This window comes from Fictibacillus sp. KU28468, assembly GCF_026153615.1.
Taxonomy (GTDB): Bacteria; Bacillota; Bacilli; order Bacillales; family Fictibacillaceae; genus Fictibacillus_C; species Fictibacillus_C marinisediminis.
Window position 1 is genome coordinate 2513348 of record NZ_CP110666.1, and the last position, 15321, is coordinate 2528668.

General features: G+C 43.7%; 14 protein-coding genes. All 14 read right to left on the reverse strand.

Annotation, left to right across the window (positions count from 1 at the left end; all coding sequences use genetic code 11):
- Nucleotides 1-98: 98 nt before the first annotated feature.
- The 14 genes from dapA to infB all read right to left on the reverse strand — a co-directional run bounded on the left by dapA (nt 99) and on the right by infB (nt 15305).
- Nucleotides 99-971, reverse strand: coding sequence for a 4-hydroxy-tetrahydrodipicolinate synthase (dapA, locus tag OKX00_RS13015; protein ID WP_265407643.1), 873 nt, complete (start codon nt 969-971; stop codon nt 99-101).
- A gap of 47 nt (nt 972-1018) precedes the next feature.
- Complete coding sequence (dapG, locus tag OKX00_RS13020) at nt 1019-2269, reverse strand: aspartate kinase (RefSeq protein WP_265407644.1); 1251 nt, start codon at nt 2267-2269, stop codon at nt 1019-1021.
- 20 nt (nt 2270-2289) lie between these two features.
- Nucleotides 2290-3336 carry an aspartate-semialdehyde dehydrogenase gene (asd, locus tag OKX00_RS13025; RefSeq protein WP_265407645.1) on the reverse strand — a complete coding sequence of 349 codons (1047 nt, stop codon included), beginning with the start codon at nt 3334-3336 and terminating at the stop codon, nt 2290-2292.
- Between the two features lie 195 nt (nt 3337-3531).
- Entirely contained in the window at nt 3532-4119 is a 588-nt protein-coding gene (dpaB, locus tag OKX00_RS13030; protein WP_265407646.1) for a dipicolinate synthase subunit B, read from the reverse strand.
- A complete protein-coding gene (gene dpaA / locus OKX00_RS13035) occupies nt 4119-5018 on the reverse strand; it encodes a dipicolinic acid synthetase subunit A (protein ID WP_265407647.1) in 900 nt (299 codons plus the stop codon). Before dpaA ends, dpaB begins: the two co-directional genes overlap by 1 nt.
- Nucleotides 5019-5306: 288 nt before the next feature.
- Nucleotides 5307-6545 (reverse strand): M16 family metallopeptidase, encoded by a 1239-nt coding sequence (locus OKX00_RS13040; RefSeq protein WP_265407648.1) that lies wholly within the window; start codon nt 6543-6545, stop codon nt 5307-5309.
- 86 nt (nt 6546-6631) lie between these two features.
- Nucleotides 6632-7615 (reverse strand): polysaccharide deacetylase family protein, encoded by a 984-nt coding sequence (locus OKX00_RS13045; RefSeq protein ID WP_265407649.1) that lies wholly within the window; start codon nt 7613-7615, stop codon nt 6632-6634.
- A gap of 99 nt (nt 7616-7714) precedes the next feature.
- The gene (gene pnp / locus OKX00_RS13050; RefSeq protein WP_265407650.1) at nt 7715-9835 is read right to left on the reverse strand and encodes a polyribonucleotide nucleotidyltransferase; all 2121 of its coding nucleotides are present in this window, start codon (nt 9833-9835) and stop codon (nt 7715-7717) included.
- A 172-nt stretch (nt 9836-10007) separates the two neighbouring features.
- On the reverse strand, nt 10008-10277 hold the full coding sequence (gene rpsO / locus OKX00_RS13055; RefSeq protein ID WP_053354452.1) for a 30S ribosomal protein S15: 270 nt from the start codon (nt 10275-10277) through the stop codon (nt 10008-10010).
- 142 nt (nt 10278-10419) lie between these two features.
- Nucleotides 10420-11358 carry a bifunctional riboflavin kinase/FAD synthetase gene (gene ribF, locus OKX00_RS13060; RefSeq protein ID WP_265407651.1) on the reverse strand — a complete coding sequence of 313 codons (939 nt, stop codon included), beginning with the start codon at nt 11356-11358 and terminating at the stop codon, nt 10420-10422.
- A 24-nt stretch (nt 11359-11382) separates the two neighbouring features.
- Nucleotides 11383-12306 (reverse strand): tRNA pseudouridine(55) synthase TruB, encoded by a 924-nt coding sequence (truB, locus tag OKX00_RS13065; protein ID WP_265407652.1) that lies wholly within the window; start codon nt 12304-12306, stop codon nt 11383-11385.
- A 73-nt stretch (nt 12307-12379) separates the two neighbouring features.
- Nucleotides 12380-12733 (reverse strand): 30S ribosome-binding factor RbfA, encoded by a 354-nt coding sequence (gene rbfA / locus OKX00_RS13070; protein WP_265407653.1) that lies wholly within the window; start codon nt 12731-12733, stop codon nt 12380-12382.
- A 26-nt stretch (nt 12734-12759) separates the two neighbouring features.
- Nucleotides 12760-13038 (reverse strand): DUF503 domain-containing protein, encoded by a 279-nt coding sequence (locus OKX00_RS13075; protein WP_053354456.1) that lies wholly within the window; start codon nt 13036-13038, stop codon nt 12760-12762.
- On the reverse strand, nt 13035-15305 hold the full coding sequence (gene infB, locus OKX00_RS13080) for a translation initiation factor IF-2 (protein WP_322114319.1): 2271 nt from the start codon (nt 15303-15305) through the stop codon (nt 13035-13037). The genes OKX00_RS13075 and infB overlap by 4 nt, the downstream gene beginning before the upstream one ends.
- Between the last annotated feature and the right edge of the window lie 16 nt (nt 15306-15321).

Genomic DNA, 15321 nt, shown 5'->3' on the forward strand with positions numbered 1-15321 from the left:
TGTTTCACTTATGTACGGCGTGAAATACGCTGGAACTCCCTATGTGATTGAAAATCAACAAAAAGACAAAAAAAAACAAGCGGCACTCTGCCGCTTGCTTACAATGAGGAATGCATGATACGGGATAACGATTCCCGCTGCTCCTGGTTCAATGGCAATAAAGGAAGACGGACGCTTCCGACATCGAGGCCCTTTAGCTGAAGAGCTGTTTTAACAGGAGCAGGGCTTGGCGCTTTGAACATCTCATCCATTATCGGGAGAAGCTTTCTATGAAGCTTTGCCGCTTGCTGCACATTGCCTTCTTTAAAAGCCGAAATCATTTCCTGCATTTCGTTTCCGATCACATGGGAAGCGACAGAAATGATTCCTGCCCCTCCAATGGAAAGCACAGGCAGTGTGATTCCGTCATCGCCGCTGTAAAGCAGGAATTCTTCAGATGTTTCTTCAATGATCCGGCTCATCTCACCCAAGTCGCCGCCAGCATCTTTTATGGCAACAACGTTTGGAATCTTTGAAAGCTCAATTACAGTATCAGCTGAAATACTAACGACCGTACGGCCTGGAACATTATAAACCAAAATCGGGAGGCTGGTTTCTGCTGCAATGGCTTTAAAATGGGCGATGATGCCATCCTGGCTCGGTTTATTATAATAAGGTGCCACGATCATAATGGCATCGACTCCGGCTTTTTCTGCCTTTTTTGTCAGATCGATGGACGCTTTTGTATTATTGCTTCCTGTACCTGCAATGACAGGTACTCTTTTATCAACAACTTTTACAACGTGCCTGAACAAGGCGATCTTTTCTTCAGTTGATAATGTCGGTGACTCCCCTGTTGTACCTGCCACAACGAGGCTTTCTGTTCCGTTCTGAATTAAATAATTGACCAGCTTTGTCGTTTTGCCGAAATCAATATTTCCTTTACTGTCGAACGGGGTAACCATGGCTGTACTAATATTTCCAAAATGCATCTCGATCAGCTCCTTAAATCTTGCAATGTCCACTAAGTATCTTTTTTTTAATGATTTGGAGAGTTTAATCCCTTGGAATGGATTTTATCTAATTCAAATGCTCTATGCAAAGCATTTACCGCCTTAACCATATCATCCTGTCTGACGAGCACCCAAATGGTTGTATGCGAGTCGGCTGACTGCAGGATCTGAATGTTTTCATCTACCAGCGCTTCTACGATTTTAGCCGTGACGCCGGGAACCCCTGACATCCCCGCCCCTACTGCAGAAACTTTAGCGCAGCTCCTTGTGATCTCCGGGGAATAACCGAGATCGTTCAGGACTTTCTCCGCATGTTCAGCCATATTTTCCATTACAGTATACACTACACCTTTAGGGCTGATATTGAAAAAGTCTACTGAAATTTGTTCTTTGGCCATCGCTTTAAAGACCTTTGTATGGTGGTCATATTGTGAGTCTTTAGCTAATACTTTGATTTGCGTAACACCGGGAACATGCGCGATCCCGGTGATCACATGATCCTGAACATCCCGTCCTTCTGCTCCTTTTGATATAGCTGAGGTGACCAGGGTACCCGGAAGATCCGAATACGTCGAGCGGATCCGTAATGGAACCTTTGCCTGCATAGCGATCTCCACCGCGCGAGGATGGATGACTTTTGCTCCCTGATAGGCCATGTTGCAAATTTCATTGTACGTGACAACAGAAAGAGGCACAGCTTCTTTTACAATCCGAGGATCAGCTGTCATTACTCCTTCAACATCAGTAAAAATATCAATATATTCAGCTCCGAGTGCAGCACCAAGCGCGGATGCGGATGTATCACTGCCTCCTCGTCCGAGCGTTGTTACATCACCTGAGGCAGATTCTCCTTGAAATCCAGCCACAACGACAGCATCATGTGAATCAAGCATGGACCGCAGCCTGTCACATTGCATATCTGTAATCCTTGCATTCTTATGTTCATCATTTGTCCTGAAGCCCGCCTGTGATCCTGTCAAGGCAGCAGAGTAGATTTCTTTTGTTTTTAAAAGGTTGGAAAATACAACAGAAGAGATGATTTCTCCACAAGAAAGAAGCAGATCATACTCTCTGCTTTCCACTTGGTGACCAGTAGCCCCTATCAGGCTTAGAAGTGTATCCGTAGCATACGGATCACCTGAACGCCCCATCGCCGATACGACACAGACGACCTTATATCCGTCAGCAACTGCCCTTTTGACATGTTCGGCCGCAAGTTCCCTGCCGGTATTGTCTTTTAAGGATGTGCCGCCAAATTTTTGTATGATTATCTTCATGAAGTTAGCACCTTCTTTGATTAGTTCAGCAATTCAAGCTTAATAAGGCTTTCTGCAATCTGCACTGAGTTCCAGGCTGCTCCTTTTAAGAGGTTGTCGGAAACAATCCACAGATGGAATGCGTTATTGCGGTCTAAGTCTCTTCTGATTCTTCCGACAAAAACGTCATTTTTGCCTACACAATGAGCAGGCATAGGATAGATTTGATTTTGAGGATCGTCTTGCAGCGTTATGCCTTCTGAGGAAGCCATCAGATCCTTGATCTCTTCGAGTGATGATACGTTTTCCCCTAATTCAACATAAACCGATTCAGAGTGGCCCGTCTCAACCGGGAGCCTGACACAAGTGGCAGCCACTTCTAGTTGAGGCATATGCATAATTTTTTTCGTTTCATTGATCATTTTCATTTCTTCAAAGGTATAGCCATTTTCCTGAAACTTATCAATCTGCGGCACAGCATTAAACGCAATCTGATAGTGCTTTTCATCACTGGCACACGGCAGAATTTCTGGAGTGAACTCTTTACCGTCCAGGATATCCTGTGATTGCGACTTTAATTCTTCAATCGCTTTTGCACCTGCTCCAGAAACTGCCTGATAAGTAGATACGATGACTTTGTTCAAGCCATACTTCTCATGAAGCGGCTTTAAAGCAACAACCATCTGGATGGTCGAGCAGTTTGGATTGGCAATGATACCATTATGATTGCGAATATCTTCTTCATTGACTTCCGGTACGACCAATGGAACATTCTCATCCATCCGGTATGCACTGGTATTGTCGATGACAACGGCTCCGCGTTTCACTGCTTCAGGAGCCAATGCTTTAGATATAGAGCCGCCTGCTGAAAACAGAGCGATGTCAACTCCTTCAAAGGCTTCCGGGAGCGCTTCTTGAATGATGACTTCTTTACCTTTATACACTGCTGTTTTGCCGGCAGACCTGCTGCTTGCAAGAAGTGATAGTTTTGCAATCGGAAAGTTTCGTTCTTCAAGCGTTTTAAGCATTTGTTGCCCAACGGCACCCGTGGCACCGACTACCGCTACATTAAATCCATTCTGAGTCATTTGACTGTATCTCCTTTTTTGTTTAATCCATAATCATTGTCATGACAGAAGGAGAAACACGAATGTTTCTCCTTCAAGTGAAACATCTTGGTTTCCCTCATTCTGATTTTAAGAGAGAATCATTTTAACAATACACATTTTATTTCACATTTTAACATACTTCCTGCTATTAGAAAGCTATTTTTAACGATTTGCTCAGCTATTCGTCCGCAGGACAGGCTGCAGCTGTTTTCCCTCTAGTGCTGTTTCAACCGTTTCTAGGAGGTAATCCATATGCGCGACGAGCGAATTTTGCTTGTGCACAGGGTCATCCTGGCCGAACGGTACAAAATAGATGTTCTTAGCCGCCATCAGCTTCATAATATTAACACCATTTAAACCGAGACCATCATTTGTAGAAATGCCGAGTACGACAGGAGATTGATTGCGCATCGTGGCTTTCGCTGCCATCAGGACCGGAGAATCGGTCATCGCATTGGCAAACTTGCTGATGGAATTGCCGGTCAAGGGAGCGATAATCATACAATCCAGCGGCGTTTTCGGACCGAAGGGCTCTGCTTTAACAATAGAATTCACGGGTTCGATTCCGGTAAGCTCTGTTATTTTTTGCAGCCATTCTTCACCCTCACCAAACCGGGTGTCTGTACTTTGAACCGTATAAGTAACAAAAGGAGTTACCTTCGCCCCTTCGTCAATCAGCCTCTTGATCTGAGGAAAAACCGCCTCATACGTACAATGAGAACCAGTTAAGCCAAAACCGATATGTTTTCCATTGACTTTCATCAAGCTTTCCCCTTTCGATTAACCATTTCTACCTGCATTAATTGGGAAAGGACATTTCCAAGAATCTGTCCTGCCGTCTTAGGTGCAACAATACCCGGCAATCCAGGAGCAAGGAGGGCTTTTATGCCCCTTTTTTCGGCATATTTAAAATCTGTTCCGCCGGGCTTGGAAGCCAGATCTATAATCAGCGTATGGGTTGGCATTTTTGAGATAATATCTGACGTCACAATCTGAAAAGGTACCGTATTAATGCATACATCCGTGTCGATTACTTCTTTTTTTAAATGATCGAGATGAAAAGGTATAAAACCCATTTCACTGATCCTTGCTATATGTTCCGGTTTTCTAGCCCCCACTTTTACTTTTGCTCCAAGAGCCGCAAACGCTCTTGCGACACTCATTCCGACTCTGCCGAAACCTAAGACAACCGTATTTGATTTATGAATGGTCGTGTCGGTGTTCTGAATCACCATCATAAGCGTGCCTTCCACTGTCGGAATACTGTTGTAGATGGCTACATCATCTCTTTCGAAGAGCTGAGTATGCCCCCGTCCGCTTTCTGCAATAATGCCATTCAGATAAGCATTCGTTATACCTGAATACACATGGCAATGCTTCGGGGTCTTTTTTAAATGTGCGGAAGTAAGTACAATACTTTTATTTGAGAAAATGGTATCAATTTCACCATTTGGACCTGTGCCATTGACCGGCAGTACGATACAATCCAGTCTGGAAAAATCAACTTCTCCAATATCCATTTTCGAGGCTCCGGTAAACCCGTGATCCAGCTGATCAAACCCAACCAGTACAAGGTTGGCGCCTTGTTCAGTCAGTTTGCGGATCACCTCCAGCTGTCTGGCATCACCGCCAAATATGGCAATTTGCAAGTCAGTTAACATGCTTCCTCCCCTTTCTCTGTTGCTCCGCAAAAACAGGGGAAATCCTTGTTCATGTTCGCAACACCATCATATGAACGCATTGCCCAGATGGTGACTCTACTCACTCGGATGCAACAGTATTCAAACCATTTATTATTCAGCCTTCATTCGCCATGCTTCTCATTTACCTCAACAGTATATTCAGAAATAAAAATTGGGATTGATTAGACAACCTAATGACAAGCCCGAATTTAAGAGATTCCTTTGGAAAACGACGTAAAAAAACCTGCAGCATATGCTGCAGGCCTATTATTGCAATCCTTTTGGGGGTTCACCTGTCGGGCTGACTAACGATGCGGAACATTCATTGCTGAAGATCCGATGAATCAATGTGTCCACGCTTTCTTTTGAAACAGCATCGATCAGCTGCACCATTTCATCAAGAGAACGGTGATAGTTTAAGATCAGTTCATTCTTGCCGTTCCTGCTCATTCTGCTGTTCGTACTTTCGAGGCTGAGCATGAGGCTTCCTTTGATCTGTTCCTTCGAGTTCAATAGCTCTTTATCTGTTATACCTTTATCTTTAAGATCATCAACGATCATCAGGACTGTATTGTACAGCTCATCAAGCTGTGCCGGAGCGGTTCCTCCATAAATGGTAAACAGTCCATTGTCCCTGTATGCGGAGTGGTATGAAAAGACAGAATAAGCGAGGCCTCGCTGCTCACGGACTTCCTGGAACAGCCTGCTGCTCATGCTGGAACCGAAAATATTGTTCAAAACGATCAGCGAGAACGTATTCGGATCTTTCAAAGACAGACCCGGAAAGCCCAGGCAAAGATGTGCTTGTTCTGTTTCTTTTTTTCTTGCCAGCTTTTCACTATGGAAAAACGGTGCCTGGATGTTCGAATCGGCTGGAGTGCCGGAATAACCGCCGAACAAGTTTTCGACCTCTTTAATAAAACTTTCGTCAACGTTGCCTGCTACAGAGACCACAACGTTTTCCGGTGTATAGTAATCAGCCATATAATCGCGGAGCGTTTTACCATTAAATGTATTCAAGGTATTCTCTGTCCCAAGGATCGGATACCCTAGTGAATGCTGGTGAAAGCTCGCTCTGCTTAATAGGTCATGCACGATATCATCCGGAGTATCTTCATACATTTTTATCTCTTCAAGAACGACGTTTTTCTCTTTTAAAAGTTCCTGTTCGTCGAATGTAGAGTTGAAGAACATGTCAGACAGGACATTAAGAGCCCTGGGTGCATGGGTATCGAGAACTTTGGCATAGTAACATGTATATTCTTTTGATGTAAACGCATTGACTTGGCCGCCGATGCTGTCAAATGCCTCTGCGATCTCCCTCGCACTGCGGGTTGTTGTCCCCTTGAAGAACATATGCTCCAAAAAGTGGGAAACCCCATTGTTTTCGGGAACTTCAAACCGTGATCCGGTACCGATCCAAACACCGATGGCAACGGAACGTACGGTTGGAATCTTTTCCAAGACGACTCTCACACCGTTTGGACACGAATGTCTAATAATCAAACTTATTTCCTCCTAGCTGTATTCCATCTCGATCAACCGTTCTCATAGGAACAATATACCATTAACATAACCATCATACAACAATGTTATTTTACTGGAGGTTTGGTTATCATCCGCTGTTCATTCATCAGTTCTGATACGGTTCCGATCGAATAACCTTTGGCTTTAATGCCTCCTATTATCCGTTTCAGGCCATCTGCCGTGGAAGACGTCGGATGCATGAGCACCATTGCACCAGGGTGCACTTTTTTGACTACAGATTCCGCCATCCTGCCAGGATCCGGGTTCCTCCAGTCAACAGTGTCTACGGTCCAAAGAATGGTTTTCATCTTCTGCTCTGCAGCGATCTTCACGACATCATCTCTGTAGCTTCCGCTAGGCGGAGCAAACCACTTCGGTATTCTTTTTTTTCCAAGCGTTGCCTCTATCACACGGTTTGTGCTCGAGAGCTCATCCCTGATTCGTTCATTGGTCATTTTCTTCAGATCCGGGTGGGTATACGCATGATTTCCGATCTCATGGCCTTCATCCAGGATCATTTTTGCTAGACTAGGGTTTTTCTTCACCCAGGATCCATCAAGAAAGAACGTAGAATGGACATGAGCTTCCTTCATCGTCTTCAGCAGTTTCGGCAAGTATTCGTTACCCCAAGCCACATTGACCAGCAGGCTCACCATGGGCTTTTCAGGATTTCCCTTGTATATAGGGGATGGCGGCAGATCGTTCAGTTTTACTTTTGGAGGAATCTGCTTAAAAACGAGTTTCTTATCATCAATTGTTTTTAAACCTCTCATCTTTTTATAAGAAGCATCGACATCCAGTTCAACTCCGTTGTATCCCGGTACAGCCTTCCACACTCTGTCCACGGCTGCATTGATCGGCGGTTTGTTTACTTCACCGGCTTTTTTTTGCAGCTGCTCAAATAAACGGTTGTCCTGCGTTTTAGACACCATTGTTGTCTGTGCTTTCATACTATCTAAATAGGTGGAGGTAAACGGGTTTTGCACCGTCCCGACAGTTACTCCAATTATTAGAATGAACATACTCACATGCAGCAGATTTCTTTTCATTGAACTCCCCTCCTGTAAAAAGGGTATGTCCAGCAATGGCTTGTTAGAACATCGCCAAATCGGTGAAAGCCATAAAAAAAAACCGGTTAAACCGGTTTTTTATTGCTCGCTGTTCTTTTGTTCTTGTTCTTTTTTCTGTTCTTTTAAAACGACTTTTCGGGAAAGGTTGACACGTCCCTGGTTATCAATCTCTGTAACCTTGACGCGGATCACATCGCCTAATTTCACAACGTCTTCCACTTTTCCGATTCTTTCTTCTGCAAGTTCTGAAATATGAACCAGTCCATCTTTGCCAGCGAACAATTCAACGAAAGCACCGAACTTTTCAATTCGTTTTACTTTACCGTCATAGTACTCGCCGACTTGAACTTCACGGACCAGATCAGCAATAATTTTTTGTGCTTTCTCGTTCATGGTCTGATCAGCAGAAGCAATGAATACCGTACCATCTTGTTCGATATCTATTTTTACGCCGGTTTCTTCAATAATCTTATTAATGACTTTTCCGCTCGGCCCGATAACATCTCTGATCTTATCAGGATTGATTTTCATTGTAATAATCTTAGGTGCGTAAGCAGATAGCTCTTTTCTAGGCTGATTCAGTGTTTCCATCATGGAAGAAAGAATATGCAGACGGCCATCTTTTGCTTGCGTTAACGCCTGTTCCAAAATTTCACGGTTGATACCAGAGATCTTAATATCCATTTGCAGTGCCGTTACACCTTTTGACGTACCGGCAACTTTAAAGTCCATATCTCCCAGATGGTCTTCCATTCCCTGAATATCAGTAAGAACGGTCACATCTTCTCCGTCGCTGACCAATCCCATAGCGATTCCAGCAACCGGTGCTTTAATCGGAACACCTGCATCCATCATCGCCAGGGTGCTGGCACAGATGCTCGCTTGTGAAGTTGATCCATTGGATTCAAGGACTTCAGACACAAGACGAATTGTATAGGGAAAGGATTCTTCAGAAGGAATGACAGCCTCAAGTGCACGTTCCCCAAGTGCTCCATGTCCGATTTCTCTTCGACCTGGGCCCCTCATAAAGCCTGTCTCGCCGACACTGAATGGAGGGAAGTTATATTGGTGCATGAAGCGTTTTGATTCTTCAACTCCCAATCCGTCAAGCACCTGAACATCACCAAGCGCTCCAAGTGTACATACACTTAATGCTTGAGTTTGTCCGCGGGTGAACAAACCGGATCCGTGCGTGCGTGCCAGAAGGCTGACATCTGAAGACAATGGGCGGATCTCGTTGCTCTTTCTGCCGTCCGGACGAATTTTTTCCTTGAGAATTAAGCGGCGGACTTCTCCTTTAATGAGAAGCTGAAGAACTTCTTTCGCTTCATCTACTTTTTCCTCGTCAGTTTCTTCGTAATGAGCGACAACTCTATTTTTCAATTCATCAAGAGCAGTCTGTCTTTCCTGTTTATCAAAAACACTGACAGCCGCTGTTAAATCTGCAGCAATAAAGCTGCGGACGTCTTCAACCAATTCCTGATCGACCTGGTGAAGCTGTATTTCCATCTTTTCTTTCCCAAGTTCCTCTACAATCTTTTCTTGGAAAGCAATCAGCTTTTTAATTTCTTCATGTGCGAACATGATTGCTTCGAGCATCACTTCCTCAGGAACTTCTTTCGCTCCTGCTTCAACCATGTTGATGGCTTCTTTCGTACCTGCCACGATTAAGTTGATATCACTTTTTTCATTTTCTTCGATTGTTGGGTTCACAACAAATTGGCCGTCAATTCGTCCGATGGTCACACCTGCAATCGGTCCTTCAAAAGGAATATTAGATATAGATAAGGCGAGAGATGATCCGATCATCGCTGCCATTTCAGAAGAACAATTCTGATCCACGCTCATTACCGTGCTCACTACTTGAACTTCATTTCTGAAGCCGTCGGCAAACAGCGGACGGATTGGACGGTCAATGAGGCGGCTGGCTAGAATCGCTTTCTCACTTGGCCTTCCTTCACGTTTAATAAACCCTCCAGGAATCTTACCAACTGCATAAAGGCGTTCTTCGTAGTTGACAGTCAGCGGGAAAAAGCTTAAATTTTTAGGCTCTTTAGAAGCTACTGCTGTAGAAAGCACAGCTGTATCTCCGTAACGTACGAATACCGCTCCGTTAGCTTGCTTTGCAAGGTTTCCAATTTCGAATGACAGTTCTCTGCCTGCCCAGTCCATAGAAAAAATACGTTTCTCTTGTTCCATTTCTTTTGGTACTCCTCTCGACAATAAAACAAATAATTTATGTCTATATTATATCCTAAACACATCTTTCCTAAAAAGGAAAACTAGGCTTCTTCTTTCAGTATACAGCCAATCTATTATGTATGGGTTTTTTTACAGAAAAAAAGCGGGAAAATTTTCCCGCTTTTTCCGATTAACGACGTAATCCAAGCTTATTGATAAGCTCACGATAACGCGTAATATCTTTGTTACGAAGATATGTTAGCAAGTTACGGCGCTTACCTACCATTTTCAAAAGACCACGGCGTGAGTGGTGATCTTTCTTATGGGTACGTAAATGGTCATTAAGAGTGTTAATCTGCTCTGTAAGGATAGCGATCTGAACTTCCGGAGATCCTGTATCAAGATCATGAGTTTTGTACTCGCCAATAAGTTCATTTTTACGTTCTTGAGAAATTGCCATCCTGTTCACCTCCTTTGAAATATAAACCCCGGCAACCGAGCATGCGTCGGTGAAATCGCGATGCCAAGCAGCGGTTTTTTTAGTGTACAATGAAGTACAAATATTAGATTACCTCTTTTTTAGGGATATTGCAAGAGTAACCCTATTTTTCATAAAAAAAATCCAAGGCAGCCTGTTTGTCAGCAGCTATTTGCTTTACAAGACTGTCAACTGAGTCAAACTTTCTTTCATCACGGATCCGTGACAGCCATGAAACTTCAACCATTTTCCCATAAATGTTAGAAGAGAAATCAAACAGATGAACTTCAATCGACGCTTCACGGTCTTCATGGAAAGTCGGCTTCTTGCCAATGTTCGCCACTCCGTTAAAAACCGTATCTCCGATCTTGACCTGCACAATATATACTCCATTCGCAGGAATGAGGAAATCTGCGCTGCTGCTGATGTTCGCAGTGGGAAATCCGATGGAAGTCCCCCTGCTCTCACCGTGGATTACCATACCTGTGATGGAATAAGGCCTGCCAAGATATTCAGGGATCTGATCAACCGTACCTTCCTTTAGAAGGTTTCGAATCAAGGTCGAACTTATTTTCTGGCCATTGATCTGCATTTTTCCAATGACTGTCTGTGAAAATTGGCCGTTGGCATACTCCGCCATCTTGGCCATATCTCCTTTTCCGAACTTTCCGTACGTATAATCGAAGCCCGCGACTACATGGCTGACATTAAGGCCGATCAAGTATTCCTGTATGAACGTCAGCGGTGCGAGTGAAGCAAATTCTTCATTGAACTCCACCAGATAGAAGATGTCAATGCCCATATTACGAAGCAGGGCTTCTTTCTTCTCCAGAGGCGTTAAATAGGATACATGCGCTTCTTTCTTCCCTAAAACAACAGAGGGGTGCGGATGAAACGACATCACTGATGATACCGCCTTTTTCTCTTTGGCAATTTCAGCCGCAGTTCCGATCACTTTCTGATGTCCTTTATGAATACCGTCGAAATACCCTAAAGCCATGACTGTAGGGGGAAGTTCGTTCTTATTCAGCTGATGAGGATGTGACAGTGTAATTGTTTTCAAAAATCCACCTTCTAACTCTTTGCCTTACTCTACGGCTAAAATTTTTTCTGGTTTCATTAAATGAGGTTTATCGGGATGCTGTTTATAAATCGCAAGGCACAGCCCTTTTTCATTATAAACGGCAAACCTGTTATTTTGCACATCTTTTGCCATAGGCAGTACGGATCCGTGCTTGATCCTGCGTTCCATCTCTTCATCAGCGACGATGGACTCAAAGTGGCCAATCGCCTTTTCAAGAGGCAGGAACAGCTCGTCGATCGTCCCGTTTTCTGCGGCTGTCTCTATTTCCTCAAAGGTAAAGCAGTCCTTTAGCTGAAACGGACCTGAAGCTACTCGCACCAATTTGGACATATGTGCAGGATAGCCCAATTTTTTGCCCATATCTACCGCCAGGGTTCTGATATAGGTTCCTTTGCTGCATCTTACAAAAAACGAGAAGGCAGGGTAAGGTCCCGGAAATTGACGATCATGTGAGAGAAGCTTGAGTTCGTAAATGTTTGCTTCACGGACAGGACGCTCCACTTCGATCCCTTCACGGGCATATTGATAAAGCTTTTTACCATTAACTTTTACAGCAGAAAACATGGGAGGAATCTGCTGGATAATCCCCTTAAAAGACTGTAAAACTGTTTCAACCTGCTCAGCACTGATCTCTCCGGGAACTTCTTTTGTTTCAACGGTTTCTCCATGAGCATCTTCAGTAGCCGTTGCTTTGCCTAACGTAGCTTCCGCTTCGTATGCTTTCGGATAATCGGTCATATATTGGGCTATCTTTGTGCCCCTTCCGACACAGACCGGAAGAACACCAGTCACCTCAGGGTCTAAGGTTCCTGTATGCCCTACTTTTTTTGTTTTTAAAATTTTTCTTAACTTTGCCACACAGTCATGAGATGTCATTCCTGCAGGCTTTAATAAAGGCAAAACGCCCTCTGGCTGGTGTGCCGGCATATCCTTACCACCTATCTGCATGAAAAAAGAAGAGACAGACAAACCACTGCCTGTCTATCTCTTTTTGTAATCACTATTCCTCATCAGAACCTTTTATATCAGTCAGCAATGTTTCAATTCGGCTTCCATATTCGATGGATTCATCGAATTTAAAAGAAATTTCCGGCGTTTTGCGCAATCGGATTCGTTTGCCAATCTCTGTTCGGATAAAACCTGATGCTTTTGCCAGACCACGAAGTGTCTGTTCTTTTTGTGCATCATCTCCAAACACGGAAATATAAACAGTTGCCTGCTGTAAATCTCCCGTTACTTCAACACCTGTTACAGTTACAAAGCCAACGCGGGGATCTTTTAGCTTCCGGCCAATAATATCGCCAAGTTCTTTCTTCATTTGTTCTCCAATGCGATTGGATCGGATTTTGCTCATTCTTCCACCCCGTTTCTATCTGTACATTATAACCACTCTATTGCAGTTGTTGTCACTTCCAGCTCAGGAATGCTGCTGATCAGCTTGATCGCTTTCTGAAGTTCCTGTTCTACAATTAGTTTGTCCTTAGAGATGGTTACAATTCCAAGTTCAGCTCTCTGCCATAAATCATGAAAGTCGGTCTCGGAGACAGCAAGATTAAATTGCTGCCTTAACCGAGTAACGATCTTTTTAACTACCGAGCGTTTATCCTTTAGTGAATGCGATTCATAGATGAAACATTCAACCGTCAGGAAACCAATCATGCCCGTTTAATTTCTTCCATGATGTACGCTTCGATGACATCTCCCTCTTTGATGTCATTGAACTTTTCTAATGTTATTCCACATTCATACCCTGCACTAACTTCTTTTGCATCATCTTTGAAACGCTTTAACGCATCGATTTTACCTTCATAGATCACGACACCGTCACGGATGAGCCTAACAGTTGAATCACGTGTTATTTTTCCATCGGTAACGTAACAGCCTGCGATCGTTCCTACTTTTGAAACTTTAAAGGTTGTTCGGATCTCAACTTGGCCGATTACTTTTTCTGCAAACTCAGGATCAAGCATCCCTTTCATCGCAGATTCGATTTCTTCGATAACGTTGTAAATGATACGGTGAAGACGAACATCGACTTTCTCCGCTTCAGCTGTACGTTTGGCATTATTATCAGGGCGAACATTAAAACCGATGATGATCGCGTTAGAAGCAGAGGCTAAAATAATATCAGATTCAGTAATTGCACCCACTCCGGTATGAAGGATCTTAACCTTTACGCCTTCTACATCGATCTTTTGAAGGGAGCCGGCAAGCGCTTCTGCAGATCCTTGTACGTCCGCTTTAATGATCACGTTGATCTCTTTAATGTCGCCTTCTTTGATCTGGTTGAACAGATCTTCAAGATTTAGCTTCGATGATTCTTTACGCTGTGCTTCAACCTGTTTCTTGGAGCGAGCTTCACCAATCTGGCGAGCCTTTTTCTCATCAACAAATACCATAAACTGGTCCCCGGCTTGAGGAACTTCGTTTAGGCCCGTGATTTCTACAGGAGTTGAAGGGCCTGCCACTTTTACACGGCGCCCAATATCGTTAACCATCGCTCTTACACGTCCAAATGTGTTTCCGACAACAATCGGGTCACCGACATTCAATGTTCCGTTTTGAACGAGAAGGGTAGCCACTGATCCGCGGCCTTTATCAAGCTGTGCTTCGATAACGGTACCTTGTGCGGCACGCTTCGGATTCGCTTTTAGCTCTTCTACTTCAGCAACAAGCTGGATCATTTCGATCAAGTCATCAATTCCTTCACCTTTTAGCGCGGAAACATTGACGAAAATGGTATCGCCGCCCCAGTCTTCTGGAACAAGTGCATGCTCGGTTAATTCCTGCATGACGCGGTCAGGGTTCGCCGCCTCTTTATCCATTTTGTTAACAGCAACAATGATCGGAACTTGGGCAGCCTTCGCATGATTGATCGCTTCCACAGTCTGTGGCATAACACCATCATCAGCCGCAACGACAAGAATCGTGATGTCTGTAACCTGTGCTCCCCTTGCACGCATTGTTGTAAACGCGGCATGGCCAGGAGTATCAAGGAAAGTGATTTTCTTTCCTTTGTCTTCGATTTGATAAGCGCCGATATGCTGCGTGATGCCTCCAGCTTCGCTTGCAGTTACTTTCGTATCACGAATAGAGTCTAACAGCGTTGTTTTACCATGGTCAACGTGCCCCATGATCGTTACAACTGGAGGACGGACTTGAAGATCTTCTTCTTTATCTGCGTTGTCAAAATTTTCGAATTCAGTTTCGTCGATGATGATCTCTTCTTCTACTTCAACGTTGTAGTCGCTCGCAATCAGCTCGATAGTTTCTTTGTCAAGTTCCTGGTTAATTGTTGCCATAACACCTAGGGACATTAATTTTTTAATGATTTCAGATGGCTCTTTTGCCAATTTTTTAGCCAGTTCACTTACGGTCAGAGAACCTGAGAAGGTAATCTTCTCTGGAGTGACCGGTAATGGTTTTGGTTGTGGTGCAGGTGCAGATTTGCCTCGGTTGTTGTTATTCTTGTTGTTTCTGTTCTTATTATTATGATTGCTGTTATTATTTTTGTTTCCAGGCTTGAAGTTGCTGCCGCCTTTTTGTCCCGGCTTGGCATTCTGGCTGTTGTTCCCGCTTTTCGGGGCTGGCTTGCTGTTCTGGCTATTGTTTCCGCTCTTTGGAGCCGGTTTGTTGTTTTGGCTGCTGTTTGGCTTTTTAGGTGTTTCGTCTTTTTTTATTTTCATAGTATTCTCTTTTTTACTTTCATTTTTATTTTCTACCTTGTTCACATTGGATGTATTCTTTTTCTGTTCTATTTTATGTTTCTCCTCTGTCATCTTATTTTTGGGCTGATATGCATCGTTTAATTTACGGATCGCGTCTTCATCAATCATTGACATATGATTGGATACATCGACGTTCATCGTTTTTAATTTATCAATGATATCCTTGCTTTGAACATTTTGTTTTTTTTGCATATTCATACACACGCATCTTACT